General features: G+C 61.6%; 21 protein-coding genes. 17 read left to right on the plus strand and 4 right to left on the minus strand.

Annotated elements, in window-relative coordinates; genetic code table 11:
- Positions 1–60: 60 nt before the first annotated feature.
- Positions 61–1,005 carry a GlxA family transcriptional regulator gene (locus K5K89_RS26950; RefSeq protein WP_071490303.1) on the minus strand — a complete coding sequence of 315 codons (945 nt, stop codon included), beginning with the start codon at positions 1,003–1,005 and terminating at the stop codon, positions 61–63.
- A 193-nt stretch (positions 1,006–1,198) separates the two neighbouring features.
- Here K5K89_RS26950 and K5K89_RS26955 point away from each other — a divergent pair, with 193 nt between their 5' ends.
- From K5K89_RS26955 to K5K89_RS26980, 6 genes are all read left to right on the plus strand, one after another.
- The gene (locus tag K5K89_RS26955) at positions 1,199–2,143 is read left to right on the plus strand and encodes a choline ABC transporter substrate-binding protein (protein WP_071490304.1); all 945 of its coding nucleotides are present in this window, start codon (positions 1,199–1,201) and stop codon (positions 2,141–2,143) included.
- 78 nt (positions 2,144–2,221) lie between these two features.
- On the plus strand, positions 2,222–3,109 hold the full coding sequence (locus K5K89_RS26960) for a 3-keto-5-aminohexanoate cleavage protein (RefSeq protein WP_071490305.1): 888 nt from the start codon (positions 2,222–2,224) through the stop codon (positions 3,107–3,109).
- 125 nt (positions 3,110–3,234) lie between these two features.
- Positions 3,235–4,200, plus strand: coding sequence for an L-carnitine dehydrogenase (locus K5K89_RS26965; protein WP_222540557.1), 966 nt, complete (start codon positions 3,235–3,237; stop codon positions 4,198–4,200).
- A gap of 13 nt (positions 4,201–4,213) precedes the next feature.
- A complete protein-coding gene (locus K5K89_RS26970; protein WP_222540558.1) occupies positions 4,214–4,693 on the plus strand; it encodes a thioesterase family protein in 480 nt (159 codons plus the stop codon).
- A gap of 9 nt (positions 4,694–4,702) precedes the next feature.
- Positions 4,703–5,863 carry a gamma-butyrobetaine dioxygenase gene (locus K5K89_RS26975; protein WP_222540559.1) on the plus strand — a complete coding sequence of 387 codons (1,161 nt, stop codon included), beginning with the start codon at positions 4,703–4,705 and terminating at the stop codon, positions 5,861–5,863.
- A 285-nt stretch (positions 5,864–6,148) separates the two neighbouring features.
- On the plus strand, positions 6,149–6,412 hold the full coding sequence (locus K5K89_RS26980; RefSeq protein ID WP_010207120.1) for a hypothetical protein: 264 nt from the start codon (positions 6,149–6,151) through the stop codon (positions 6,410–6,412).
- Between the two features lie 95 nt (positions 6,413–6,507).
- Here K5K89_RS26980 and K5K89_RS26985 read toward each other — a convergent pair whose 3' ends face one another.
- Together K5K89_RS26985 and K5K89_RS26990 are read right to left on the minus strand one after the other, a co-directional pair.
- Positions 6,508–7,611, minus strand: coding sequence for a GlxA family transcriptional regulator (locus tag K5K89_RS26985; protein ID WP_005792167.1), 1,104 nt, complete (start codon positions 7,609–7,611; stop codon positions 6,508–6,510).
- Between the two features lie 508 nt (positions 7,612–8,119).
- Positions 8,120–9,496 carry an L-serine ammonia-lyase gene (locus K5K89_RS26990; RefSeq protein WP_071490309.1) on the minus strand — a complete coding sequence of 459 codons (1,377 nt, stop codon included), beginning with the start codon at positions 9,494–9,496 and terminating at the stop codon, positions 8,120–8,122.
- Positions 9,497–9,911: 415 nt separating this feature from the next.
- Here K5K89_RS26990 and K5K89_RS26995 point away from each other — a divergent pair, with 415 nt between their 5' ends.
- From K5K89_RS26995 to choV, 3 genes are all read left to right on the plus strand, one after another.
- Complete coding sequence (locus K5K89_RS26995; protein WP_222540560.1) at positions 9,912–10,859, plus strand: choline ABC transporter substrate-binding protein; 948 nt, start codon at positions 9,912–9,914, stop codon at positions 10,857–10,859.
- Positions 10,860–10,928: 69 nt separating this feature from the next.
- Positions 10,929–11,774, plus strand: coding sequence for a choline ABC transporter permease subunit (gene choW / locus K5K89_RS27000; protein ID WP_016972877.1), 846 nt, complete (start codon positions 10,929–10,931; stop codon positions 11,772–11,774).
- Complete coding sequence (gene choV, locus K5K89_RS27005) at positions 11,771–12,949, plus strand: choline ABC transporter ATP-binding protein (RefSeq protein WP_222540561.1); 1,179 nt, start codon at positions 11,771–11,773, stop codon at positions 12,947–12,949. The genes choW and choV overlap by 4 nt, the downstream gene beginning before the upstream one ends.
- Positions 12,950–13,010: 61 nt before the next feature.
- On the opposite strand, the gene K5K89_RS27010 is transcribed toward choV, so the two are convergent.
- Positions 13,011–14,945 (minus strand): BCCT family transporter, encoded by a 1,935-nt coding sequence (locus K5K89_RS27010; RefSeq protein ID WP_231999537.1) that lies wholly within the window; start codon positions 14,943–14,945, stop codon positions 13,011–13,013.
- Positions 14,946–15,323: 378 nt separating this feature from the next.
- Between K5K89_RS27010 and betI the strand changes: the two genes are divergently transcribed.
- The 8 genes from betI to dbpA all read left to right on the plus strand — a co-directional run bounded on the left by betI (position 15,324) and on the right by dbpA (position 26,248).
- Positions 15,324–15,917: a transcriptional regulator BetI gene (gene betI, locus K5K89_RS27015; RefSeq protein WP_017735982.1), complete on the plus strand. Its 594-nt coding sequence runs from the start codon at positions 15,324–15,326 to the stop codon at positions 15,915–15,917.
- A 91-nt stretch (positions 15,918–16,008) separates the two neighbouring features.
- On the plus strand, positions 16,009–17,481 hold the full coding sequence (gene betB, locus K5K89_RS27020; RefSeq protein ID WP_222540562.1) for a betaine-aldehyde dehydrogenase: 1,473 nt from the start codon (positions 16,009–16,011) through the stop codon (positions 17,479–17,481).
- 143 nt (positions 17,482–17,624) lie between these two features.
- Complete coding sequence (gene betA, locus K5K89_RS27025; protein WP_071490313.1) at positions 17,625–19,328, plus strand: choline dehydrogenase; 1,704 nt, start codon at positions 17,625–17,627, stop codon at positions 19,326–19,328.
- Between the two features lie 181 nt (positions 19,329–19,509).
- The gene (locus K5K89_RS27030; protein ID WP_222540563.1) at positions 19,510–20,952 is read left to right on the plus strand and encodes a TldD/PmbA family protein; all 1,443 of its coding nucleotides are present in this window, start codon (positions 19,510–19,512) and stop codon (positions 20,950–20,952) included.
- Positions 20,952–22,268 (plus strand): TldD/PmbA family protein, encoded by a 1,317-nt coding sequence (locus K5K89_RS27035; protein WP_222540564.1) that lies wholly within the window; start codon positions 20,952–20,954, stop codon positions 22,266–22,268. Before K5K89_RS27030 ends, K5K89_RS27035 begins: the two co-directional genes overlap by 1 nt.
- Before the next feature lie 199 nt (positions 22,269–22,467).
- Entirely contained in the window at positions 22,468–23,316 is an 849-nt protein-coding gene (locus tag K5K89_RS27040) for an alpha/beta fold hydrolase (RefSeq protein ID WP_071490316.1), read from the plus strand.
- 36 nt (positions 23,317–23,352) lie between these two features.
- Positions 23,353–24,780, plus strand: a complete 1,428-nt coding sequence (gene mdtD / locus K5K89_RS27045; RefSeq protein WP_071490317.1) for a multidrug transporter subunit MdtD — start codon at positions 23,353–23,355, stop codon at positions 24,778–24,780.
- Between the two features lie 130 nt (positions 24,781–24,910).
- Complete coding sequence (gene dbpA, locus K5K89_RS27050) at positions 24,911–26,248, plus strand: ATP-dependent RNA helicase DbpA (RefSeq protein ID WP_231501119.1); 1,338 nt, start codon at positions 24,911–24,913, stop codon at positions 26,246–26,248.
- Positions 26,249–26,400: the final 152 nt, after the last annotated feature.

A 26,400-nucleotide genomic window follows, 5' to 3' on the forward strand; every position in this document is an offset into this window, starting at 1 on the left:
ACTCAATTATGGAAAGGACTATAAATTATAGTCGCGAGTATAATTGACTATAATTGGCCCTTACACCACCTCCCGTCGCCGATCCTCCCTCGGACACTTCGCAAACCGCGCCCGATAACTGCGGGTGAAGTACGACGGCGACTCGAACCCGCACGCAATACCTACCTCCAACACGCTCATACCGCTTTGGCGTAAGAGCTGTCGGGCTTTTTCCAGGCGCAGGCCTAAGTAGAAATTGCTCGGGGTGTCGTTCAGGTGCAGGCGGAACAGCCGCTCCAACTGGCGCCGGGTGACTTTGATCGCCTCGGCCAGGGCCAAGGTGCTCAACGGCGGCTCGGTGTGTTGCTCCATTTCGCCGATCACCTGCACCAGTTTCTTGTTGTTGATGCCGTAGCGCGTGGCGATCTGCATGCGCTGGTGGTCTTTGCGTGGGCGGATGCGGCCGAGCACGAATTGTTCGGAGACCTGGATCGCCAGTTCGGGGCCGTGGGCCTGGGCAATCAAGTCGAGCATCAGGTCGATGGAAGCGGTGCCGCCAGCGCAGGTGATGCGGCGGCGGTCGATTTCGAACAGTTCCTGGGTGACCGTCAGGTGCGGATAGGATTCCTTGAACGCGTCGATGGCTTCCCAGTGCAGGGTGAGGCGGTGGCCGTCGAGCAGCCCGGCTTCGGCGAGCACACAAGCGCCGGTGTCGATGGCGCCGAGGGTCACGCCATCATGGTCAAGGCGCCGTAGCCAGTGCTCCAGCGCAGGCGTGGCGAACTGCAGCGGCTCGAAGCCCGCCACCACCAATAACGTCGCGCCCTTTTTCAACGGTTCCAGCGCGGCGTCAGCGTTGACCGACATGCCATTGCTCGCCAATACCGCGCCGCCATCGGCACTCAATACATGCCAGCGGTACAGCTCGCCACGAAAGCGGTTGGCCACCCGCAGCGGTTCCAGCGCAGAGATAAAGCCGATGGCCGAGAAGCCCGGCATCAGCAGAAAGTAGAAATCCTGGGACATGGTGCGCTCTCGTAGGACGGACAGCGTGCTCACTGTGATACGCCAGTTCAACGAGCCATTCAAGAGCACAGGTCGCTGCAGTGCAAGAGCTGGTCGCCGCCGTGCGTTTTGTCGGCCCTCAAGCTGCGTAATTTGATCCCACGGCGCACAAAGACGCCGGACCCCACAATAACGACCTGCCGAGGGATCCACCATGAACCGACTGATCAGCCGCTGCGTGCTCGCACTCAGCGCCAGCGCCATCTTGAGCACGAACGTACTGGCTGCCGACGCGGCATCCTGCCAGAACGTGCGCATGGGCGTGGTGAACTGGACCGACGTAATCGCCACCAGCGCCATGACCCAAGTGTTGCTCGACGGCCTCGGCTACAAGACCAAACAGACCAGCGCCTCCCAGCAAATCATCTTCGCCGGTATCCGCGACCAGCGCCTGGACCTGTTCCTGGGCTACTGGAACCCACTGATGACCCAGACCATCACGCCGTTCGTCGACGCCAAGCAAGTCAAGGTGCTCGACAAGCCCAGCCTGGAAGACGCCCGTGCCACCCTCGCCGTGCCTACCTACCTGGCAGACAAAGGCCTGAAAACCTTTGCCGACATCGCCAGGTTCGAGAAAGAACTGGGCGGCAAGATCTACGGCATCGAGCCAGGCTCGGGCGCCAACACCCAGATCAAGGCGATGATCGCCAAGAACCAGTTCGGCCTGGGCAAATTCCAGCTGGTCGAGTCCAGTGAAGCCGGCATGCTCGCCGCCGTCGACCGCGCCGTGCGCCGCAAGGAAGCCGTAGTGTTCTTCGGCTGGGCGCCGCACCCGATGAACGTCAACGTCGCCATGACCTACCTCACCGGCAGCGACGACGCCCTGGGGCCGAACGAAGGCATGGCCACCGTGTGGAGCGTCACCGCACCGAACTACGCCGAACAATGCCCCAACGTGCACAAACTGCTGACCAACCTGACCTTCACCGCCGCCGACGAGAGCCGGATGATGCAGCCGCTGCTGGATCACAAAGACCCTATCGAGTCCGCCAAGCAATGGCTCAAGGATCACCCGCAAGACCAGGCCCGCTGGCTGGAAGGTGTGACCACCTTCGACGGCAAACCGGCGGCGGCCAACCTGCAATTGACCAGCAAATAACCTGATTCGAATCACCGTGTCGCAGCCACTCCCGGCTGCGCACGGCCCCCCTACGCCCGCTTGTAAGGAACCTGCCTCATGAACCACGACGTCATCATCACCTGCGCACTCACCGGTGCTGGCGACACGACCAGCAAAAGCCCACACGTGCCGGTCACCCCCAAACAAATCGCCGCCGCCGCCGTGGAAGCCGCCAAAGCGGGCGCGACCGTTGTGCACTGCCACGTGCGCGACCCGCACACCGGCAAGTTCAGCCGTGACGTGGCGCTGTATCGCGAAGTGATGGAGCGCATCCGCGAGGCCGACATCGACATCATCGTCAACCTCACTGCCGGCATGGGCGGCGACCTGGAGATCGGTGGCGGCGAGAACCCGATGGAATTCGGCCCCAACACCGACCTGGTCGGCCCGCTGACCCGCCTGGCCCACGTCGAAGAACTGCTGCCGGAAATCTGCACCCTGGACTGCGGCACCCTGAACTTCGGCGATGGCGACACCATTTACGTGTCCACCCCGGCACAACTGCGGGCGGGTGCCAAACGCATCCAGGAGCTGGGCGTAAAGGCCGAGCTGGAGATCTTCGACACCGGTCACCTGTGGTTCGCCAAACAGATGATCAAGGAAGGCCTGCTCGACAACCCGCTGTTCCAGCTGTGCCTGGGCATCCCGTGGGGCGCACCGGCCGACACTACCACCATGAAAGCCATGGTCGACAACCTGCCCGCCGACGCCGTGTGGGCCGGCTTTGGGATTGGCCGCATGCAAATGCCGATGGCGGCGCAAGCGGTGCTGCTGGGCGGCAACGTGCGGGTCGGTCTGGAAGACAACCTGTGGCTGGACAAGGGTGTGCTTGCGACCAACGGCCAGTTGGTGGAACGGGCGAGCGAAATCCTCAGCCGCCTGGGTGCACGGGTCATGACCCCGGCCGAAGGTCGCGTGAAGATGGGCCTCACCAAACGCCGCTGATCAAAACGTGGGAGGGGGCTTGCCCCCGATGGCGGAGGATCAGCACCAGCTGTATCGACTGACACACCGCTATCGGGGGCAAGCCCCCTCCCACAGGGGATTACCAACCTCTTTAGGAATTTGCCATGAGCTTTATCACCGAAATCAAAACCTTCGCCGCCCTCGGCAGCGGTGTCATCGGCAGCGGCTGGGTGTCCCGCGCCCTGGCCCATGGCCTGGATGTGGTCGCCTGGGACCCGGCACCCGGTGCCGAAGCTGCGCTGCGCAAGCGCGTCGCCAACGCCTGGGGCGCCCTGGAGAAACAAGGGCTGGCGCCGGGTGCGTCGCAAGAGCGCCTGCGCTTTGTCGACACCATTGAAGAATGCGTGAAAGACGCCGACTTCATCCAGGAAAGCGCCCCGGAACGCCTGGAGCTGAAGCTGGACCTGCACAGCAAGATCAGTGCGGCAGCCAAGCCGAATGCGTTGATCGGTTCAAGCACCTCGGGCCTGTTGCCGAGTGAGTTCTACGAAGGTTCGACCCACCCGGAACGCTGTGTGGTCGGCCACCCGTTCAACCCGGTTTACCTGTTGCCGCTGGTGGAAGTCGTTGGCGGCAAGAACACCGCGCCAGAAGCCATCCAGGCCGCGATCAAGGTGTATGAATCCCTCGGCATGCGCCCGCTGCATGTGCGCAAGGAAGTCCCGGGGTTCATCGCCGATCGCCTGCTCGAAGCGTTGTGGCGTGAAGCATTGCACCTGGTCAATGATGGCGTGGCGACCACCGGCGAGATCGATGACGCAATCCGTTTTGGCGCCGGCCTGCGCTGGTCGTTCATGGGCACGTTCCTCACCTACACCCTGGCGGGCGGCGATGCCGGCATGCGGCACTTCATGGCGCAGTTCGGCCCGGCACTGCAATTGCCGTGGACCTACCTGCCGGCGCCGGAACTGACCGACAAGCTGATTGATGATGTGGTCGACGGCACCAGCGACCAGTTGGGCAAGCACAGCATTTCGGCGCTGGAGCGCTATCGTGATGATTGCCTGCTGGCGGTGCTGGAAGCGGTGAAAACCACCAAGGCCAAGCACGGCATGACCTTCGCTGAATAACGGAACCCTTGACATGCCCGCACTCACCACTTACACCACCCAGGTCCACCCCGACTGGGTGGACTACAACGGCCATCTGCGCGACGCGTTCTACCTGCTGATCTTCAGCTACGCCACCGACGCGCTGATGGACATCCTCGGGCTGGACAGTGAAAACCGCGAAGCCAGCGGCCATTCGCTGTTCACCCTGGAGCTGCACCTGAACTACCTGCACGAAGTGAAACTCGGCGCCGACGTGGAGGTGCATACCCAACTGATCGCCCATGACGCCAAGCGCCTGCACCTCTATCACAGCCTACACTTGGTGGGGGATGAGAAGGAACTGGCGGGCAACGAACAGATGCTGTTGCACGTTGACCTGGCCGGCCCGCATGCCGCGCCGTTCACCGATGCCACGTTGGAAAGACTCACTGCCATCAGCGCCCAGCAGGCTGACCTGCCTCGCCCCGCCCTGCTCGGCCGAGTGATTGGACTGCCACCCAAAAAACAATAAGGAGACACCATGCAAACCGCTGCCGCTGTTGCCGATTTCCGTACCTACCCGAAGATCTGCGACCTTGCGCAGGTGCGGGTGCTAAATGATCAGATTCGTGTGCAATGGGCCGATGGGCGGGTCAGCCCGTTTCATCATCAGTGGCTGCGGGACAACTGCCCCTGCGCGGAATGCGTGTACAGCGTGACCCGCGAGCAGGTGCTGGAGATTGTCGATGTGGACGAGCACCTCAGCGCTGTCGACGCACGCATCGATCAAGGCTTGTTGAGCGTGCAATGGAGCGGCGGCCACCGCAGCCAGTACGAGCCAGGCTGGCTGCGGGCGCATGCCTACGACGATGAGTCCCGCGCCGAACGCTGGGCGGCGAAGCCCAAACCCCAGCTGTGGGACAGCCGCTTCCAACTGCCGGTGTTCGACTATTCAGCGGTCATGCAAGACCCCCACGCATTGTTGCAGTGGCTGCTGGCGCTACGTGACTGCGGCCTCACGCAAATCCGCGGCGTGCCCACCGAGCCCGGCGCCCTGGCGCTGGTCGCCAAGCGCATTTCATTCATCCGCGAGAGCAACTTCGGCGTGCTGTTCAACGTGCAATCCAAGGCCGATGCCGACAGCAATGCGTACACCGCCTTCAACCTGCCGTTGCACAGTGACTTGCCCACGCGGGAGCTGCAACCGGGCCTGCAGTTTTTGCATTGCCTGGTGAACGATGCCGACGGTGGCGAAAGTATTTTTGTCGATGGGTTTGCCATCGCCTGCGCCCTGCGTACCGAAGACCCCGAAGCGTTCCTGGCGCTGTGCGACATCCCAGTGGAGTTTCGCAACAAGGACCGTCACAGCGACTACCGCCAGTTGGCGCCGATCATTGCGCTGGATGCCTTGGGCGATATCGCGGAGATCCGCATGGCCAATTTTCTACGCGGGCCGTTTGAGACGAGTGTGGAACAGATGCCGTTGCTGTATCGCGCCTATCGGCGCTTTATCGCGATGACGCGGGAAGATCGCTTTCGTGTGGTGCAGCGCCTGAACCCCGGTGAGCTGTGGTGCTTCGATAACCGCCGCACGTTGCATGCGCGTCATGCTTTTGACCCGGCTTCCGGGGCTCGGCATTTTCAAGGGTGTTATATCGATAGGGATGAGTTGCTCTCGCGCATTTTGGTGTTGCAACGGTAGACCGTGGCGCGCCCTTCGCGAGCAAGCCCGCCCCCACAAAAAAGCCCCGATCCAGCCGTGACTGGATCGAGGCAGAGGGCCTTGTGTGAGCGTGACATCTCGAGGGTGACCAAACCTTCAAGCTGTTTGCTGATAGTCAGTGTGCCCATTACCGCCTTCGTTAAATGGCCCGAAAACGACATGCTCATAGCCATCTGAGGCATTCGTGCAATCTGCGCTTGCCGCCCCCTTGGGTGGCTACCAGAATCCCAGTCAGACCCCGTTCACCTCACCAGGATAAACGTCATGATGCACGCGGATTTGATTGACCAGGATGACCTGCTGGGCCAACTGCGCTCGCTGGGTTTCGAAGTGTCCAGCGGCGCCACTGCCGAGCAGGCCTGCGAGTGCGCGGTACGCGGCTTGAGCGAGGCACGGGCCAAGGCGCTCAAGGGCATGGTGGAGCAGATGTACACCGGCAGTGCGACGATTCTGCCGGCCGTGCGTCAGGCAATCGACAAGCAGTTGTTGCCGGCACTGGTGCAGTTCAAGCAGAACTCTGGCGCCTGATAGATTGCTATCGGGGGCAAGCCCCCTTCCACCTTTGACTGTGTTCACCCATCCAAATGTGGGAGGGGGCTTGCCCCCGATACAGACACCTCGGTCTAGAGCCTTACGCTGGCAAACGTCGACTCATTGCGCGCCTGACTCAACGCCGACATCGGCCCCGACAACGGCGACAACACCAGCGCCTGTGGAATTGGCATCATCGCCACCTGTTGGGTGGTGTTGGAGCCGACGCGTTCATCCCGTGGCGGAATGCCGAAATATTCGCGGTAGCATTTGGAGAAGTGTGGCGTGGAGACAAACCCGCACACCGACGCCACTTCGATGATCGACATCGGCGTTTGCTTGAGCAACTGCCGTGCACGGATCAGGCGCAGCTTGAGGTAGTAACGCGACGGCGAGCAATGCAGGTACTTCTGAAACAACCGCTCCAACTGGCGACGTGAGACGGCGACGTATACCGCCAGTTCATCCAGGTCGATCGGTTCTTCCAGGTTGGCTTCCATCAGCGCGACGATTTCCTGAAGCTTCGGCTGGTTGGTGCCGAGCATGTGCTTGAGCGGCACGCGCTGGTGGTCTTGCTCGTTGCGGATGCGTTCGTACACAAACATCTCGGAGATGGCGGCCGACAGTTCGCGACCGTGATCTCGGCTGATCAGGTGCAGCATCATGTCCAGCGGCGCGGTGCCGCCCGAGCTGGTGAAGCGGTTGCGGTCGAGGGTAAACAGGCGTGTGCTCATGGCCACGCGGGGGAAGGCTTCCTGCATCGAAGCCAGGCATTCCCAATGCACACTGCAATCAAAACCATCGAGCAGACCGGCGCAAGCCAAGGCCCAACTGCCGGTGCATACCGCGCCCAAGCGGCGCGATTGGCGTGCCTGGCTTTGCAGCCACGACACATGTTCACGGGTCACGGTACGCTGGATACCCACACCCCCGCACACGATCACGGTGTCCAGGGCGGGCGCTTTGTGCATGGAAGCATCGGGAGTGATTTGCAGACCGTCGCTGGCCCACACCTGGTTTCCATCGACGCTCAAGGTCGTCCAGCGATACAGCTCGCGGCCGGAGAGCTGGTTGGCCATGCGCAGCGGTTCGACTGCGGAGGCCAGGGAAATCAGCGTGAAATTGTCCAGCAGCAAAAAGCCGATGGATTGAGGCGCACGGTTCTGGGGTTGGGCCCCGGAGTTGAACGACGTCATCGCGGTATCTCCTCACACAAAGCGGGTGATGGCCTCAGGCGAGGCTCTTGTTATTGCGCTCTTCATCCGGCGAGGAGAGAGGCTTTGAATTGATAGAGCAAATGCCATGCCTAAATTTGAATGGCCGTCCAATAACTCCTAAAAACGACCTCATGACGCGTCTAAATAAGCCCGCGCCGCACGTACGGTTATGGCTGGAATTGGCCGTAGGAACACGCCCGGGCAAGGTGTGTGAGCAGATCGGTAGCACTTGTGGGAAGGCGCTTTGCGGGTGTGGGAGAAGTCTGTCACCCAAAGCGCGGGAGGTCAGTGGTCAGGTCGAAAATCGTTCGCAAGCTACTTATCTATTTGCGACGCGCTAAAAGGTGGCGCTTTTGGTTGGGGTGTTCACTTTTTGCGCAGCGGCGCCTGGATGATTGCTATCGGGGGCGAGCCCCCTCCCACCTTTGACTGTGTTCACCAATCCAAATGTGGGAGGGGGCTTGCCCCCGATGCAGGCAACGCGGTCTCAGCACTCCACCGCGCTGACCGCCAACCCACCGCGCGATGTCTCTTTGTACTTGTCATGCATGTCCGCCCCGGTATCGCGCATGGTGCGGATCACCCGGTCCAGGGAGATAAAGTGCTGGCCGTCGCCGCGCAGCGCCATTTGCGCCGCGTTGATCGCCTTCACCGCCGCGATTGCGTTGCGCTCGATGCACGGCACCTGCACCAAGCCGCCCACCGGGTCGCAGGTCAGCCCCAGGTTGTGTTCCAGGCCGATTTCGGCAGCATTGCACAGTTGCTCCGGCGTGGCGCCGAGGATCTCGGCCAGCCCGGCGGCGGCCATGGCGCAGGCAGAGCCCACTTCGCCCTGGCAGCCGACTTCGGCGCCGGAGATCGAGGCGTTCTTCTTGCACAGAATGCCCACCGCCGCCGCACCGAGCAGGTAGTCGACCACATTGGCCTCGGTGACTTCTTCGCTGAATTTCATGAAGTAATGCAGCACCGCCGGGATGATCCCGGCAGCGCCGTTGGTGGGCGCCGTGACCATGCGTCCACCGGCGGCGTTTTCTTCGTTCACCGCCAGGGCGAACAGGTTGACCCATTCCATGGCACTCAGGGTCGAACCAATCACATTGGGCTTGTTCAACTCCTGCAGGCTGCGGTGCAACTTGGCAGCACGCCGGCGCACGTTGAGGCCGCCGGGCAGGATGCCTTCGTGCTTGAGACCCTGTTCCACGCAATCCTGCATGGCGCGCCAGAGTTTCATCAGGCCGCTGCGGATTTCATCTTCAGAGCGCCAGACCTTCTCGTTGGCCATCATCAACTCGGCCACGCGCAGGTTGTGGGTCTTGCACAGCTGCAACAGCTCCACCGCGCTGGAAAAGTCGTAAGGCAATTCGGTGCGGTCCATATCGGCCACGCCGCTTTGCGCCTGGGCTTCATCCACCACGAAACCGCCACCCACCGAATAGTAGGTGTCGCGGTGCAGCTCGCCGTTGTCACCCGACACCACCAGGGTCATGGCGTTGGGATGGAACGGCAGGTTTTCGTCGAGCAGGCGCATGTCCCGGGCCCAGACAAAGGGCACCGGCAAGCGCCCGTCGAGCAGCAGGGTGTCGGTCTCGCGCAGGGTGTGGATGCGTTGGCCGATCTGCGAAGGGTCGATGGCGTCCGGCCATTCGCCCATCAGGCCCATGATGGTCGCGGTGTCGCTGCCATGGCCGATGCCGGTGGCCGACAGCGAGCCATACAGCTGAACTTCGACGCGCCGCACTTGTTCCAACAGATCACGTTCACGCAACCCTTGAACGAACAACGCCGCGGCGCGCATGGGGCCGACGGTATGAGAACTCGAAGGTCCGATGCCGATCTTGAACAGGTCGAAAACACTGATAGCCATTAACGTGGAACTCCGCAGGTGAACAGGCCGGACACCAACGAGCTGCTACGCTCAGATCGCCCAGATGGCGGCATCATCAAGCTTTTACTTGCCGTCACGGCGTCTCACACCGACGCACCCATGCTCACCAGCGTCGCGCCTGTGCGATCACCGGTTTTGGCCGTTTTTAGCGGTGCAGATGGGCAAAAACTGCAGTTTTGCCTTGGGAAAAACCTGTAAGCGACGTCACCGACACTGGATACGACCCTCCCTGTACTGGATACGACGCCCCCTGTAGGCGTCAGATTTTCACTGGTACATGATCAGTCTCGACTCGTTTGCAAGGCACCGTGCCAGAGCTGTTGTCGCACGCTCCAACCGCAACACTTATAAAGCGCGGCGAACGCCGCCAGAAAAAACACAGGAGTCTAGCCCCATGAAAGCTTCACCCTCGTTGTTGTTGGCCGCCATGCTGAGTCTGCCAGTCGTGGCGCACGCTGCAGAACCGGCACAATGCCAGACCGTCAACTTCTCCGATGTCGGCTGGACCGATATCACCGTCACCACCGCCACCACCAGCGAAATCCTCAAGGGCCTGGGCTACAAGCCACGCACCACGATGATTTCGGTGCCCGTGACCTACAAGTCCCTGGCCGACGGCAAGAACATGGACATCTTCCTCGGCAACTGGATGCCGACCATGGAAAACGACATCAAGCAGTACCGCGATGCCGGCACCGTGGAAACCGTGCGCGCCAACCTGGAGAACGCCAAGTACACCCTGGCGGTCCCGGAAGCGCTGTACAACAAAGGCCTGAAGAACTTCGCCGATATCGCCAAATTCAAGGATGAGCTGGGCGGCAAGATCTACGGCATCGAGCCGGGCAACGACGGCAACCGCACCATCCAGACGCTGATCGACAAAGACGCCTTCGGCCTGAAAACCGCCGGTTTCAAAGTCGTCGAGTCCAGCGAAGCCGGCATGCTCTCCCAGGTCGAACGCGCCACCAAGCGCGACCAGGCCATCGTGTTCCTCGGCTGGGAACCGCACCCGATGAACACCCGCTTCAAGATGAAGTACCTGACGGGGGGTGATGATTCCTTCGGCCCCAACTACGGCCAGGCCACCATCTACACCAACACCCGCAAGGGCTACACCCAGGAATGCAGCAACGTGGGTCAGTTGCTGAAGAACCTGGTGTTCACCCTGAACATGGAAAGCACCCTGATGGGTAATGTCCTGGACGACAAGATGAAACCCGACGCCGCGGCGAAAGCCTGGCTGAAGAAGAACCCTCAAGTACTCGACACCTGGCTCGCCGGTGTCACCACCGTTGATGGCAAACCTGGCCTGGAGGCCGTGAAAGCTTACCTCTCCAAGTAATGCCGCTGACCCCGGGGCGGTGCGCTGCCCCGGGATGTTTTCCCTCTTCGCATGTGGACATTCACTACCATGCTGACTGAACAGAAAATCCCACTAGGCCAGTACATCGCTGCCTTCGTCGAATGGTTGACCCAACACGGCGCCAACTATTTCGACGCGATCGCATCGACACTGGAAACGATGATCCACGGCGTGACGTTTGCGCTGACCTGGTTCAATCCGCTGGCATTGATCGGTCTGATTGCGCTGCTGGCTCACTTTATCCAACGTAAATGGGGACTGACTGTTTTTGTCATCGCCTCCTTCCTGCTGATCCTCAACCTGGGTTACTGGCAGGAAACCATGGAGACCCTGGCGCAGGTGCTGTTCGCCACCCTGGTCTGCGTGGTCATCGGTGTGCCGCTGGGCATTGTTGCCGCGCACAAACCATTGTTCTACACCATGATGCGGCCGGTGCTCGATCTGATGCAGACCGTACCGACCTTCGTCTACCTCATCCCTACCCTGACCCTCTTCGGGCTGGGTGTGGTGCCCGGGCTGATTTCCACGGTGGTGTTCGCGATTGCCGCGCCGATCCGCCTGACCTACCTGGGTATCCGTGATGTACCGCAAGAGTTGATGGACGCCGGCAAGGCCTTTGGCTGCTCGCGTCGTCAGTTGCTCTCGCGCATTGAACTGCCCCACGCCATGCCGAGCATTGCCGCCGGCATTACCCAATGCATCATGCTGTCGTTGTCGATGGTGGTGATCGCGGCCCTGGTGGGCGCCGACGGCCTCGGCAAGCCGGTGGTCAACGCGCTCAACACCGCTGACATCGCCCTGGGCTTTGAAGCGGGCCTGGCGATCGTCCTGCTGGCCATCATGCTCGACCGCATCTGCAAACAACCCGACGCCAAAGTAGGGGGTGATGCATGAGCATTATCCGATTCGACAAAGTCGACGTGATCTTCTCCAAAGACCCACGCGAAGCGCTCAAGCTGCTGGACCAGGGCATGAGCCGTAACGAGATCCTGAAAAAGACCGGACAGATTGTCGGCGTGGAAAAAGCCAGCCTGGATATCGAGAAAGGTGAGATCTGCGTGCTGATGGGCCTGTCGGGCTCCGGCAAATCGAGCCTGCTGCGCTGCATCAACGGTCTCAACACCGTGAGCCGTGGCCAGCTGTTCGTGGAGCATGAAGGCCGCCAGATCGACATCGCGTCCTGCACGCCCGCCGAGCTGAAAATGATGCGCACCAAGCGCATCGCCATGGTGTTCCAGAAGTTCGCCCTGATGCCTTGGCTGACGGTGCGCGAAAACATCAGCTTCGGCCTGGAGATGCAGGGCCACCCAGAGAAAGACCGGCGCAAGCTGGTGGATGAAAAGCTTGAACTGGTGGGCCTGACCCAGTGGCGCAACAAGAAGCCGGACGAACTCTCCGGCGGCATGCAGCAGCGCGTCGGCCTGGCTCGAGCGTTGGCGATGGACGCCGATATCCTGCTGATGGACGAACCCTTCTCCGCCCTCGACCCGCTGATCCGGCAAGGCCTGCAGGACGAGTTGCTGGAACTGCAACGCAAGCTGAGCAAAACCATCGTGTTCGTGAGCCACGACCTCGACGAAGCGCTCAAGCTGGGCAGCCGTATCGCAATCATGAAAGACGGCAAGATCATCCAGTACAGCGTGCCGGAAGAGATCGTGCTGAACCCGGCGGACGACTATGTGCGTACCTTCGTCGCCCACACCAACCCGCTGAACGTGCTGTGCGGTCGCAGCCTGATGCGCACCCTGGACAACTGCAAGCGCGTGAACGGTTCGGTATGCCTGGATCCGGGCGGCGACTCGTGGCTGGACCTGGCCGAAGGCAACACCATCAAGGGCGCCCGCCAGAACGGCGCGGTGATGAACCTGCAGAACTGGGCGCCGGGGCAAGCGGTGGAAGGTTTGGGTCGGTTGCCGACACTGGTGGACTCGAACATCGGCATGCGCGATGCGTTGCAGATTCGTTATCACACCGGCAACAAGCTGGTGTTGCATGACAACAACCAGGTGGTGGGGATTCTGGGAGACAGTGAGCTGTACCACGCCCTCTTGGGCAAGAACCTGGGCTAACACTGCACATCTCACTGTGCAAACAGGTGGTGTCAGTGAGGACACCACCCGTCTTCAACTATCAGCTATAGACCCGGCCAAGGAGTTGCCGATGGCTTTCAAACTGATCGAGCACATCCCGGGTGATCTGTTCCTGGGTGAAGCCCATCAGGTCGTATTCCTGAGGTCCGTTGTGCAGGTATACCTCGGCACGGTAGTAGCGAGTGCGCTCTTCCTCGGGCAGGTCGCTCGGCGCCGACGAGTAGGCATCCAGGCTCACTTCATAGACAAACGGGTTGCCCTCTTCCATCTCGATGCGCACACCGATGCAACGCTTGGACTTACCGAGCAGGGTCTGCACTTCCAAGCCCTGATTACGCAACGCCGTCGCCGCCTCTTCCAACGCCGGCGTCACATGCTTGTCCATGAAACGCTGCACGGTGCCTTGGCTCGGTTGCAGGTCCAGCGCCGTCAGACGCTCGCTGAAACCACGGCGACCACGCTCGGCCAATTGCGCCTGCTCCTGTTCGATGGCCACGTCCTGGCGCATCGCCTTGTGCAAGCCGAACATAAAGAAGATCAGCACCACCGAGAACGGCAGCCCCGCCAGCACCACCATGGTTTGCATGGCTTCGAAGTTGCCGGCAAACAGCAGGCCGATAGTCACCAGGGTGATCACCGCCGACCAGAAGATCCGCAGCCAGTGCGGCGCATCTTCATCCACGTTGCCACCTTTGCACGACAGGTTGGCCATCATCACCGCGCCGGAATCCGCCGGGGTCAGGAACAGCACGAAGCCGACGAAGATCGACACGCCGATAACAATTTTCGACGCAGGGTAATGCTCCAGCAACTGGTAGATGGCCATGGAAGGCTGCTCCAGCGCCGTCTTGCCCAACTCCACCGCACCATGGTTCAGCACCAGGTCCAGGGCCGAGTTACCGAAGATCGACAACCACGCCAGGGTAAAGCCCAGCGGAATCAGCAGCACGCCGGCCACCAGTTCACGCACCGTGCGACCACGGGAAATCCGCGCGATGAACATACCCACAAATGGCGCCCAGGAAATCCACCACGCCCAGTAGAACAGGGTCCACAGGCCCATCCAGCGTTCGGTCTTGTCGGCGTCGCCTTCGTACACGTAGAGGTCGAAGGTTTTCAGGATGATGCCGTTGAGGTAGTCCCCCGTGTTCTGCACCAGGCCGTTGAGCAAATGCAGGGTCGGGCCGAACAACAGCACAAAGATCAACAGGCCGCTGAACAGCACGATGTTGAGGTTGGACAGGCGGCGGATGCCGTTCTCCACGCCCGACACGGCAGCAATGGTCGCCACGGTGCTCATCACGATGATCACGATCAACAGGTTGGTGTTGCTGTGCTGCATGCCGAACAGGTTTTCCAACCCGGACGACACCTGCATCGAACCAATCCCCAGGTTCGTCACCAGGCCCAGCAGGGTCACGAACATGCCGAAACCGTCCACCGCGTGGCCGGCCGCGCCTTTCACCCAACGCTCGCCCACCAGCGGGTACAGCGCCGAACGCAGGGCCAGCGGCTGGTTATGGCGATACGCGAAGTACGCCACGGCCAGGCCGACCAGGGCATAGATCGCCCAGCCATGCAGACCCCAATGCAGGAAGGTCAGTTGCAGCGCCTGGCGTGCGGCGCCATTGCTGGCGGCTGCGCCTTCGGGCGGGTTGAAGTAATGGTCCAGCGGCTCCGAGGCGCCAAAGTACAGCAGCGAGATGCCGATGCCCGAGGAGAACAACATGCCGGCCCAGGCGCCGTAGCTGAAGTCCGGGGTGTCGTCCTTGCTGCCCAGTTTCAACTTGCCGTAGGACGAAAACGCCAGGCCCACCACAAACACCAGGTAGGCGGCGATGACCACCATGTAGTACCAGCCGAAGCTTTTCGAAAGCCACGCCTGGGCAACACCGAGCATGCGCCCGGCCTCCTGCGGGGCGATGATCAGAATGGCAGTCAACAACAGAATCAGCGCGGTGGAGGTGTAGAACACCCAACCGTTGACCCGCACCTTTTCCGGTGGGGTTTTTATAAGAGAGGCAGAACTCATGGCGCAGATGCTCCGGGCAGTGCGAGAGAGAAACACAAGGCAACGGTTATCCCGGGACATCGATTTTTCGGCAGTCGACGGACGGGTGTTATAAAGACACCCCTTAAATCCCTGTCCCCCACGGGCGCAGTGCCCAGGGACGTTTCAGGGGTTTAACCAGGTGCCGGATGTCGCGCCTGCAGGTGGGAAATACCTGTAGGACGCGACCATTTGTCGCAGATCTTATTCTTTGTTGATTGAACGTTCAATCAAAACAAAATAGACTGGCCATCAAGCCGACGGACGTTTATCGCCCGCCGCAGGCCTAAGGAGAGGTGCTACATGCCCAAGGTCGGTATGCAACCCATACGCCGCCAGCAGTTGATCGAAGCCACGTTGACGGCCATCGATCAGGTCGGAATGGGAGATGCCAGCATTGCGCTGATCGCCCGTTTGGCCGGTGTCTCGAACGGCATCATCAGTCACTACTTCAAGGACAAGAACGGCCTTATTGCAGCGACGATGCGCTACTTGATGAACGCACTGATCGACAACGTCCATGAACGCCGGCAGGCGCTGACGGACGACAGCCCACGGGCGCACCTTCAGGTGATCATCGAGGGCAACTTCGACGCCAGCCAGGTCAACGGACCGGCAATGAAAACCTGGCTGGCCTTCTGGGCCACCAGCATGCACCACCCGTCATTGCACAGGTTGCAGCGGATCAACGATCAACGTCTGTATTCCAACCTGTGCTGCCAGTTCCGCCGAGTGCTGCCGCTGCCGCACGCACGCAAAGCAGCCCGCGGCCTGGCGGCCCTGATCGACGGTTTGTGGTTGCGCGGCGCCCTGTCGGGAGACGCTTTCGACACGGCGCAGGCGCAACGGATCGCTTACGAATACATGGATTTCCAATTGGCCAAGCAGGTGAGTTAGAGCACACATAAACGCTCAACCCCTGAACGCTGCCGCACCGGCTTACGGTACGGCAGTCAACGCCAACCACTTATGCACTTGCGAGGACTTTATGGCCCGTTTCGAACTGCAAAAACTCTACATTGACGGCGGCTACAGCGACGCTGGCAGCGATGCCACCTTCGAAGCCATCAACCCGGCTAACGGTGAAGTTCTCGCCCAAGTGCAACGCGCGACGAAAGAAGACGTTGAACGTGCCGTGGTCAGCGCCGAGAAAGGCCAGAAAATCTGGGCTGCGATGACCGCCATGGAGCGCTCGCGCATCCTGCGTCGTGCCGTCGACATCCTGCGCGAGCGCAACGACGAGCTGGCCGCCCTGGAAACCCTGGACACCGGTAAAGCCTTCTCCGAAACCAAATACGTCGACATCGTTACCGGCGCCGACGTGCTGGAATACTACGCAGGCCTGGTGCCGGCCATCGAAGGCGAGCAGATCCCGCTGCGCGACACCTCGTTCGTCTACACCCGCCGCGAGCCGCTGGGCGTGGTCGCCGGTATCGGCGCGTGGAACTACCCGATCCAGATCGCCCTGTGGAAATCCGCACCGGCCCTGGCCGCCGGCAACGCGATGATCTTCAAGCCAAGCGAAGTCACCTCGCTGACCACGCTGAAACTGGCCGAGATCTACTCCGAAGCCGGCGTTCCGGCGGGCGTGTTCAACGTGCTGACCGGCAGCGGGCGTGAAGTCGGCACCTGGCTGACCGAGCACCCTCGCATCGAGAAAGTCTCGTTCACCGGCGGCACCGACACCGGCAAGAAAGTCATGGCGAGCGCGTCGAGCTCCTCGCTCAAGGAAGTGACCATGGAACTGGGCGGCAAGTCGCCGTTGATCGTGTTCGAAGACGCCGACCTGGATCGCGCCGCCGACATCGCGATGATGGCCAACTTCTACAGCTCCGGCCAGGTCTGCACCAACGGCACTCGCGTGTTCGTACCCAAGCACCTGCAAGCGGCATTCGAAGCCAAGATCGTCGAGCGTGTTGCGCGCATCCGCGTCGGCGACCCGCAGGACGACAACACCAACTTCGGCCCGCTGGTCAGCTTCGCCCACATGGAAAGCGTGCTGGGCTACATCGCCAAAGGCAAGGAAGAAGGCGCACGCGTACTGTGCGGTGGCGACCGCCTGACCGACGGCGACTTCGCCAAAGGCGCCTACGTGGCCCCGACCGTGTTCACCGACTGCACCGACGAAATGACCATCGTCCGTGAAGAAATCTTCGGCCCAGTGATGAGCATCCTCACCTACGAGACCGAAGAAGAAGTGATCCGCCGCGCCAACGACACCGACTTCGGCCTGGCCGCTGGCCTGGTGACCAAAGACCTGAACCGCGCTCACCGCGTGATTCACCAATTGGAAGCGGGTATCTGCTGGATCAACGCCTGGGGCGAATCCGACGCGAAGATGCCGGTCGGTGGCTACAAGCAATCGGGTGTGGGCCGTGAGAACGGCATCAGCTCGCTGAACAACTTCACCCGCATCAAATCGGTACAGGTTGAGCTGGGCGACTACGCCTCGGTGTTCTAAGACCCGGGCCATGTATTGCCTGAGGCCGCCATCGGAGGCAAGCCTCCTCCCACACTTTGATTTGCGAATACATTCAAAAATGTGGGAGGGGGCTTGCCCCCGATGAGGCCCGACCTGACCACACATCAAAGAGGGTGCATCCAATGTCCCAAGAATACGACTACATCATTGTGGGTGCCGGCTCCGCCGGTAACACCCTGGCGACCCGTCTGACCGAAGACGAAGGCGTCACCGTCCTGCTGCTGGAAGCCGGTGGCCCCGACTACCGTTTCGACTTCCGCACGCAAATGCCAGCCGCCCTGGCGTTCCCACTGCAAGGCCGCCGCTACAACTGGGCCTACGAAACCGATCCAGAGCCGCACATGGACGGCCGCCGGATGGAATGCGGGCGCGGCAAGGGCCTGGGTGGTTCCTCGCTGATCAACGGCATGTGCTACATCCGTGGCAACGCCATGGACTACGACAACTGGGCGAAGCTGCCGGGCCTGGAAGACTGGACCTACCTCGACTGCCTGCCGTACTTCCGCAAGGCCGAAACCCGCGATATCGGCCCCAACGACTGGCACGGCGGCGATGGCCCGGTCAGCGTGACCACGCCCAAGCCTGGCAACAACCCACTGTTCCACGCGATGGTCGAAGCCGGCGTGCAGGCCGGTTACCCACGTACCGAAGACTTGAACGGCTACCAGCAGGAAGGCTTCGGCCCGATGGACCGTACCGTCACGCCTAAAGGCCGTCGCGCCAGCACCGCACGCGGTTACCTGGACACCGCCAAGAAGCGTTCCACCCTGACCATCGTCACCCACGCCCTCACCGACAAAGTGTTGTTCGAAGGCAAACGTGCGGTTGGCGTGCGTTACCTGATCGGCGCCGCCGAAGAGCGCGTCGAAGCCCGCGCCCGTAAGGAAGTGCTGGTGTGCAGCGGCGCCATCGCTTCGCCGCAATTGCTGCAACGCTCCGGTGTCGGCCCGGCCAAACTGCTGGAAAGCCTCGACATCCCGGTGGTCCACGACCTGCCAGGCGTCGGTGAAAACCTGCAGGACCACCTTGAGCTGTACCTGCAATACGCCTGCACCCAGCCCGTGTCGCTGTACCCGTCGCTGCTCTGGTACAACCAGCCGGCCATTGGTGCCGAGTGGCTGTTCAACGGTACCGGCATCGGCGCCAGCAACCAGTTCGAAGCGGGCGGGTTCATCCGCACCCGTGAAGAATTCGAATGGCCGAACATCCAGTACCACTTCCTGCCGGTGGCGATTAACTACAACGGCAGCAACGGTGTGAAAGAGCACGGCTTCCAGGCGCACATGGGCTCCATGCGCTCGCCGAGCCGTGGCCGCATCCAGTTGAAGTCGAAGAACCCACGGGACTACCCGAGCATCCTCTTCAACTACATGGCCACCGAGCAGGACTGGCAGGAATTTCGCGACGGCATCCGCCTGACCCGTGAAATCATGCAGCAGCCGGCGCTGGACCCCTATCGTGGCCGCGAAATCAGCCCGGGTATCGATGTGCAAACCGATGAGCAACTGGACAAGTTCATCCGTGAGCACGCCGAAACGGCGTTCCACCCGTCCTGCTCGTGCAAGATGGGCACCGACGAAATGGCAGTAGTCGATGGCGAAGGCCGCGTGCATGGCATGCAGGGTCTGCGTGTAGTCGATGCGTCGATCATGCCGATCATCACCACCGGCAACCTGAACGCGCCAACGATCATGATCGCCGAGAAAATCGCCGACAAGATCCGTGGCCGCAAGCCATTGCCACGCAGCACCGCCGACTACTACGTGGCAGGCGACGCGCCGGTACGTGGCAAGCCGCTGCGTGAAGTGGGCCCTACCGCGCAGTAACGGATACACCGCGGTGTTCCCATCGGGGGCAAGCCCCCTCCCACATTTTTGACCGTGTGAACCCGATCAAGTGTGGGAGGGGGCTTGCCCCCGAAGAGGCCCGACCAGTCACTGCAAAACCCCTCCTTGATCAGCTACTCTGTCTGCCTGCCCGCGACGAGCCGCCCACAAGGAAGGCCCCATGTTCGACCACCACGCCACACTCAAACAGCATTTCAGTGCCCTGCGCACCCGCGCCGAATTCTTCTCGCTGCGCTACGTACGCGAGTCCGGCCAATACCTGGCCGTACGCAAGAACGTCGCCGAACCGCCCCACCTGAGCCACGACGAGGGCGCCATGCTCACCGTGCGTCTCAACGGTGTGGAAGCCTACGCCGCGACCAACGACATTTCCCTCGCCGGCCTGCAAGCCGCCCTTGAGCGTGCCGAACAACAAGCCCGCCTGATCAGCCCCCACGCCTTGCTCGACCTGCGCGAGCAACACGTCTCCAGTGACGTCGCCGATTACCTGTCGCCCGAGCTTCAACAGCCCTTCCCGTCCCTGAGCGATTGCTACCAGTTGCTCGGCAGCGAATCGGCCTCCGTGCCCAAGGACGAGCGCCTTGTGAGCTGGGAAGTCAGCCTGGGCCTGACCCACGTCGAGCAGATCTACCTGAACAATGCCGGTGCCCAGTTGCGCCAGGCCCAGCGCTTTGTATTCCCCGGCGTCAATGTCACCGCCTACGACGGTGATGACAGCCAGACCCGCACCCTCGGCGGCAGCAACTTCGGCCAGCAAGGCGGGTTCGACGTGATCAGCCGCTTCGGCCTGGTCGGCGCCGCGCCGCGCATCGCCGATGAGGCCCTGCAACTGCTGGCCGCGCCGAACACGCCCAACGGTCCGCGTGACCTGCTGTTGATGCCCGACCAGATGATCCTGCAGATCCACGAATCCATCGGCCACCCCCTGGAACTGGACCGCATCCTCGGCGACGAGCGCAATTACGCCGGCACCAGCTTTGTGAAGGCCAGCGACTTCGGCCACCTGCAATACGGCTCCCCGCTGCTGAACGTGACCTTCGACCCGGACATTCCCGAGCAACTGGCCAGCTACGGCCACGATGACGAAGGCACCAAAGCCAGCAAGCAATTCCTGATCCGTGAGGGGCTGCTGCTCAAACCCCTCGGTGGAGCGCTGTCGCAATTTCGCGCGGGTATGCAAGGCGTGGCCAACAGCCGGGCCAGCAGTTGGAACCGCGCGCCCATCGATCGCATGGCCAACTTGAATATCGAAGCAGGCGACAAGAGCCTCGCGCAACTGATCGGCGGCATCGAAAACGGCATCCTGATGTCGACCAACCGCTCGTGGTCCATCGACGATGCGCGCAATAAATTCCAGTTCGGCTGCGAATGGGGCCAACTGATCGAAAATGGCGAGTTGAAAGGCGTGGTGAAAAACCCCAACTACCGGGCTATTTCCGCGAACTTCTGGCGCAATCTCAGCGCCGTCGGCGATGCCAGTACGTTCAAGGTGCTGGGTACACCGAACTGCGGCAAAGGCGAACCCAACCAGGTGATTCGCGTCGGCCATGCGTCGCCGGCCTGCGTATTCAGTGATGTCGACGTATTTGGGGGAGATGCCTGATGAACAATTTCAAGGCACTGGTGGAGTGGCTCAAGCAGGCCATCACCGACAACGAACAATTCCACCTCGGCTATGCGGATGAAGCCTCCGAATTCGTACGCTTCAACCACGCCAAGGTGCGCCAGGCCGGCCAGGTGCAACAAGCCAGCCTCACCCTGAAACTGATCAACGATGGCCGCCATGCCGACCTGGGCATCACCTTGTCCGGCGAAGCGGGGCTGGACCGCCAACGCCTGGCCGACGGCCTGCAACAACTGCGCGACACCTTGCCGTTGCTACCCAAGGACCCGTACCTGCTGCTCAACCACAATGCCTGGCAAAGCAGCAACGAACAAACGCGACCGCTGCCGGACCTGGCCCGGGTGTTGGAAGACATCAGCCAGGCTGCTGAAGGTATTGATCTGGTCGGTTTCTACGCTGCCGGCCCGATCAGCCGTGGCTTTGCCAGCTCGGACGGCGCGTTCGGCTGGCACCGCGCCAACAGCTTCAACTTCGACTTCAGCCTGTTCCACGCCAATGGTGAAGCGGTCAAGGCCAGCTATGCCGGGCACACCTGGAACAGCGCCGAGTTCGCCGCGCGCTTCCAGCAAGCCCGCGAGCAACTGGAATTCCTTGGCCGCCCGCTGCACACGCTGGCACCCGGGCAGTACCGCGCCTACCTCGCCCCGGCGGCGCTGGAAGAAATCATCAGCCTCATCACCTGGGGTGGTTTTTCCGCCCAGGCCATTGCCAGTAAAGGCAGTTCGCTGCAAAAGCTGTATGCCGGTGAACAATCCCTGAGCCCGCTGGTGACCGTGGACGAACAGATCAGCGGCTCCCTGAGCCAGGCGTTTTCCACCGAGGGCTATCCGCGCAGTGACGTGACACTGATCAGCGCGGGCAAAGGCGAAGGCCAGTTGATCAACTCGCGCAGCGCCGCCGAATACGGCCTGAGCACCAACGGCGCCAGCAGCGACGAATCCCCCAGCGCCTTGCAGATGGCCGCCGGCAACCTGGCCCAGGCCGATATCCTCAAGCAATTGGGCACCGGGCTGTACATCAGCAACCTGTGGTATTTGAACTACTCGGACCTGCCGGCGGCGCGCCTGACCGGCATGACACGCTTCGCCACCTTCTGGGTGGAAGACGGCGAGATCAAGGCACCGGTCAGCACCATGCGCTTTGATGACAGCGTGTACAACCTGCTCGGCTCGCAGCTTGAAGCCCTGACCGCTGAGCGGGAATTGCTGCTCTCGGCCAGCACCTACAGCCAGCGCAACACCGCTTCCAACCTGTTGCCGGGAGCCCTGGTCAAACGCCTGACCCTCACCCTGTAAACCCCATCCTTCGTGGGCGCCGGCTTGCCGGCTCCTACAGGGGATTTACCTGCGCCGTAGCGAAGCTTCCCTTCTCCACACTTTGGCCATTCGGCCTGTTGTTCACCTCCAGATTCCTCGTTATAAGGGTTAGTGGCACCCCGCCACCCCACCCACGAGAGCATGGCCTTGCCCGGGAAGGGCAAGCTGGAGCGTTGACATGAACCATGGAAGTTTTGTCATAGAGAAGCTGTTCAAGCACTACAACGTTCATGTTGAGCAGCTAGGAAACGATTCGGAAAAAAAGACCGTCCTGATGGTCAACGGCGCGCTGTCCACCACGCGTTCCTTCGCCCGCACCAGCAAATGCCTGGCCGGGCATTTCAATGTACTGCTGTTCGACCTGCCGTTCTCCGGCTATTCCCGGGAACACAACGCCGAACTTGACCTGGTCACCAAGGACGACGAGGTGCAGATGCTGCGCGCCCTGGTCGAGCGCTTCCAGGTCAACCACCTGGTGTCGGCCTCCTGGGGCGGCATCTCGACGTTGCTGACCCTGGCCCATAACCCGCCGTCCATCGAAAGCTCGGTGGTGATGGCCCTGGCGCCCAGCCTCAACCAGGCCATGCTCGATTATGTGGAGCGCGTGCGCGTGCTGATCGAGGCCGATGACAAGTCCGCGGTCGGCCACTTGCTCAACGAGACCGTGGGCAAGTACCTGTCGCCCCGCCTCAAGCGCAACAACCACCGGCACTTGTCGAGCATGGCCACCACCGAATACCGCCAGGCGCGTTTTCACATCCATCAGGTATTGGCCTTGGGCGACGGCAACTACCTGCCGACACTCAAGCAGATTGAAACACCGGTGCACTTCCTCAACGGCGCACTCGACGAATACACCCCCGCCGCCGAAGCGCAATTGTTCAAGCAGTACGTAGGGCGCAGCAGCTTTGCCGTGGCCGAACACACTGGCCACTTGCTCGACCTCGAATCCAACGAAGCCGCCGCAGCGGTACACCGTGAACTGCTGGATTTCCTGGTGGGAAAAAGCACCCCGGTTGGCGCATAATCGCCGACACATAGCCAGCTAACAAAAAGGTTCTCTATGCCCAATCGCGTCCCGCTCGATGCCAAGACCGCCCGCTGGCTCCCCTGGGTGGTCGCGATTGCCTTCTTCATGCAGTCGCTGGACGGGACGATCCTCAACACGGCGTTGCCGGCCATGGCCCGGGACCTCGCTGAAAACCCGCTGCGCATGCAAGGGGTGGTGATCGCCTACATGCTCACCGTTGCCTTGCTGATCCCGGCTTCGGGCTGGATCGCCGACCGCTTCGGCACCAAGAAAATTTTCTTTGGCGCGATCATGCTGTTCAGCATCGGTTCGCTGCTGTGCGCCTTGTCCAGCAGCCTGACCATGCTGGTGGGCGCCCGGGTGATCCAGGGCCTGGGCGGCGCGCTGATGTTGCCGGTCGGCCGCTTGGTGGTGCTGCGCGCTTACCCCCGCTCCGAACTGGTGCGCATCATGGGCTTCATTACCATTCCCGGCCTGCTCGGCCCGCTACTCGGCCCGACCATGGGTGGCTGGATGGTGCAATACCTGACCTGGCACTGGATCTTCCTGATCAACCTGCCGGTGGGTATGGTCGGCTGTTACGCCGTGTGGAAACTCATCCCCGATCTGCGCGGCAGCGAACGCACGCGCTTTGATGGCGTCGGGTTTCTCTTGTTTGGCGCAGCAATGGTGTTGATCACCATCGCCATGGAAGGCCTGGGCGAACTGCACCTGCCGCACCTGCGGGTGATGTTGCTGCTGTTCGGCGGGCTGGCGTGCCTGGCGGCGTATTGGCTGCGCGCCGGGCATATCGACAACCCACTGTTTTCGCCGGTGCTGTTCAAGACCCGCACCTTTGCCATCGGCATCCTCGGCAACCTGTTTGCGCGGCTGGGCAGCGGTGCGTTGCCGTTTCTGGTGCCGTTGCTGTTGCAGGTCGCGCTGGGTTACTCACCGTCCGAAGCCGGTATGAGCATGCTGCCCCTGGCGGCGGCGGCGATGTTTGCCAAATCCATCGCCCGCACCCTGATCGAACGCCTCGGCTACCGCATCGTGCTCACCGGCAACACGCTGGCGCTGGGCATCATGCTGGCGAGCATGGGCCTGGTCAGCGAGCACACGCCCTACCCGCTGCTGTTGTGCATGCTGGCGGTACTCGGGGCGATCAATTCCCTGCAATTTACCGCGATGAACACCGTCACCCTGATCGACCTCGACGACGCCCAGGCCAGCAGCGGCAACAGTTTGCTGTCAGTGGTGGCGCAGTTGTCCCTCAGCCTCGGCGTGGCCTGCGCGGGTGCGCTGCTCGGCGGGTTCACCGCCGAAACCGGTAATGATGGGGTGGAAAGCGTACTCGGCGCGTTCCAACTGACCTTTCTGACAGTGGGCATCATGGCGATGCTGGCGGCGGCGATCTTCCTGCAATTGTCGCCAACCGATGGCAAACGAGTAGTCAGCCGCGAGCACGACATCGAGCATTAACAGGCTTCTCGTCTAGAACTTGCAGGGAAATTCCCACGGGACTGGTACACTGCGCGACATTTTGTTTTGCAGAGCCAGTCCCGTGACTACCATCGCCACCGCTTTTAATACTTTGCCCCTGTCCGCCGCCATGCTGGCTAACCTCGACTCGCTGGGTTATGTCGAGATGACGCAGATCCAGGCGCAAAGCTTGCCGGTGATCCTCAAGGGGCTGGACCTGATTGCCCAGGCCAAGACCGGCAGCGGCAAGACCGCCGCCTTCGGCATCGGCCTGTTGAACCCGATCAACCCGCGCTACTTCGGCTGCCAGGCCCTGGTCATGTGCCCGACCCGTGAGCTGGCCGACCAGGTCGCCAAGGAAATCCGCCGCCTGGCCCGTGCCGAAGACAACATCAAGGTGCTGACCCTGTGCGGCGGCGTTTCCCTCGGCCCGCAGATCGCTTCCCTGGAGCACGGCGCCCACGTCATCGTCGGCACACCGGGTCGCATCCAGCAGCACTTGCGCAAAGGTTCGCTGGTACTGGACGGCCTCAACACGCTGATCCTCGATGAAGCCGACCGCATGCTCGACATGGGCTTCTACGACGCCATCGAAGACATCATCAGCAAGACCCCGCCGCGCCGCCAGACCCTGCTGTTCTCCGCCACCTACCCGGTGAGCATCAAGCAGCTGGCCTCAAAGTTCATGCGCGCGCCGCAGCAAGTCAAAGCCGAAGCGTTCCACTCCGATGACCAGATCGAGCAGCGTTTCTACGAGATCTCGCCGGAAGAGCGCATGGACGCCGTGACCAAGGTGCTGGCGCATTTCCGCCCTGCCTCCTGCGTGGCCTTCTGCTTCACCAAGCAGCAAGTACAGGAAACCGTGGATCACCTGACCTCCAAGGGCATTTCCGCCGTTGGCCTGCATGGCGACCTGGAACAGCGCGACCGCGACCAGGTGCTGGCGATGTTCGCCAACCGCAGCACCTCGGTGCTGGTTGCCACTGACGTTGCAGCCCGTGGCCTGGACATCGACTCGCTGGACATGGTGATCAACGTCGAACTGGCCCGCGATTCGGAAATCCACATCCACCGCGTCGGCCGTACCGGTCGTGCCGGTGAGACCGGCATCGCCATCAGCCTGGTCGCTCCGTCCGAAGCGCACCGCGCCCAGGCCATCGAGCAGTTGCAGAAATCGCCGCTGAACTGGGACCAACTGGACAACCTCAAGCCGCAAAGCGGTGGTCCGTTGCTGCCGCAGATGAGCACCTTGTGCATCGCTGCAGGCCGTAAAGACAAGGTTCGCCCAGGCGACATCCTCGGCGCGTTGACCGGTGAAGCTGGCATCCCGGGTGCCCAGGTCGGCAAGATCGCGATCTTTGACTTCCAGGCCTTCGTGGCCGTGGAACGCGGGATCGCCAAGCAGGCCTTGCAGCGCTTGAATGACGGCAAGATCAAAGGCCGTTCGTTGCGCGTGCGTATCCTGTAACACGATCTCCGCTTCAATGGAGATCCAATGTGGGAGGGGGCTTGCCCCCGATAGCAATCTATCAGTTACCGATGCACTGGCTGACACACTGCTATCGGGGGCAAGCCCCTCCCACATTTGACTGTATTCCAAATCAGAACTTGTATGAGGAC

Source organism: Pseudomonas sp. DR208 (assembly GCF_019823005.1).
Classification (GTDB): Bacteria; Pseudomonadota; Gammaproteobacteria; order Pseudomonadales; family Pseudomonadaceae; genus Aquipseudomonas; species Aquipseudomonas extremorientalis.

Excerpts from the sequence above, each read along its gene's own strand:
- K5K89_RS26950 (WP_071490303.1), bottom strand. The coding sequence starts at position 1,005 with ATGTCCCAGGATTTCTACTTTCTGCTGATGCCGGGCTTCTCGGCCATC.
- K5K89_RS26955 (WP_071490304.1), top strand. The coding sequence starts at position 1,199 with ATGAACCGACTGATCAGCCGCTGCGTGCTCGCACTCAGCGCCAGCGCC.
- K5K89_RS26960 (WP_071490305.1), top strand. The coding sequence starts at position 2,222 with ATGAACCACGACGTCATCATCACCTGCGCACTCACCGGTGCTGGCGAC.
- K5K89_RS26965 (WP_222540557.1), top strand. The coding sequence starts at position 3,235 with ATGAGCTTTATCACCGAAATCAAAACCTTCGCCGCCCTCGGCAGCGGT.
- K5K89_RS26970 (WP_222540558.1), top strand. The coding sequence starts at position 4,214 with ATGCCCGCACTCACCACTTACACCACCCAGGTCCACCCCGACTGGGTG.
- K5K89_RS26975 (WP_222540559.1), top strand. The coding sequence starts at position 4,703 with ATGCAAACCGCTGCCGCTGTTGCCGATTTCCGTACCTACCCGAAGATC.
- K5K89_RS26980 (WP_010207120.1), top strand. The coding sequence starts at position 6,149 with ATGATGCACGCGGATTTGATTGACCAGGATGACCTGCTGGGCCAACTG.
- K5K89_RS26985 (WP_005792167.1), bottom strand. The coding sequence starts at position 7,611 with ATGACGTCGTTCAACTCCGGGGCCCAACCCCAGAACCGTGCGCCTCAA.
- K5K89_RS26990 (WP_071490309.1), bottom strand. The coding sequence starts at position 9,496 with ATGGCTATCAGTGTTTTCGACCTGTTCAAGATCGGCATCGGACCTTCG.
- K5K89_RS26995 (WP_222540560.1), top strand. The coding sequence starts at position 9,912 with ATGAAAGCTTCACCCTCGTTGTTGTTGGCCGCCATGCTGAGTCTGCCA.
- choW (WP_016972877.1), top strand. The coding sequence starts at position 10,929 with ATGCTGACTGAACAGAAAATCCCACTAGGCCAGTACATCGCTGCCTTC.
- choV (WP_222540561.1), top strand. The coding sequence starts at position 11,771 with ATGAGCATTATCCGATTCGACAAAGTCGACGTGATCTTCTCCAAAGAC.
- betI (WP_017735982.1), top strand. The coding sequence starts at position 15,324 with ATGCCCAAGGTCGGTATGCAACCCATACGCCGCCAGCAGTTGATCGAA.
- betB (WP_222540562.1), top strand. The coding sequence starts at position 16,009 with ATGGCCCGTTTCGAACTGCAAAAACTCTACATTGACGGCGGCTACAGC.
- betA (WP_071490313.1), top strand. The coding sequence starts at position 17,625 with ATGTCCCAAGAATACGACTACATCATTGTGGGTGCCGGCTCCGCCGGT.
- K5K89_RS27030 (WP_222540563.1), top strand. The coding sequence starts at position 19,510 with ATGTTCGACCACCACGCCACACTCAAACAGCATTTCAGTGCCCTGCGC.
- K5K89_RS27035 (WP_222540564.1), top strand. The coding sequence starts at position 20,952 with ATGAACAATTTCAAGGCACTGGTGGAGTGGCTCAAGCAGGCCATCACC.
- K5K89_RS27040 (WP_071490316.1), top strand. The coding sequence starts at position 22,468 with ATGAACCATGGAAGTTTTGTCATAGAGAAGCTGTTCAAGCACTACAAC.
- mdtD (WP_071490317.1), top strand. The coding sequence starts at position 23,353 with ATGCCCAATCGCGTCCCGCTCGATGCCAAGACCGCCCGCTGGCTCCCC.
- dbpA (WP_231501119.1), top strand. The coding sequence starts at position 24,911 with ATGCTGGCTAACCTCGACTCGCTGGGTTATGTCGAGATGACGCAGATC.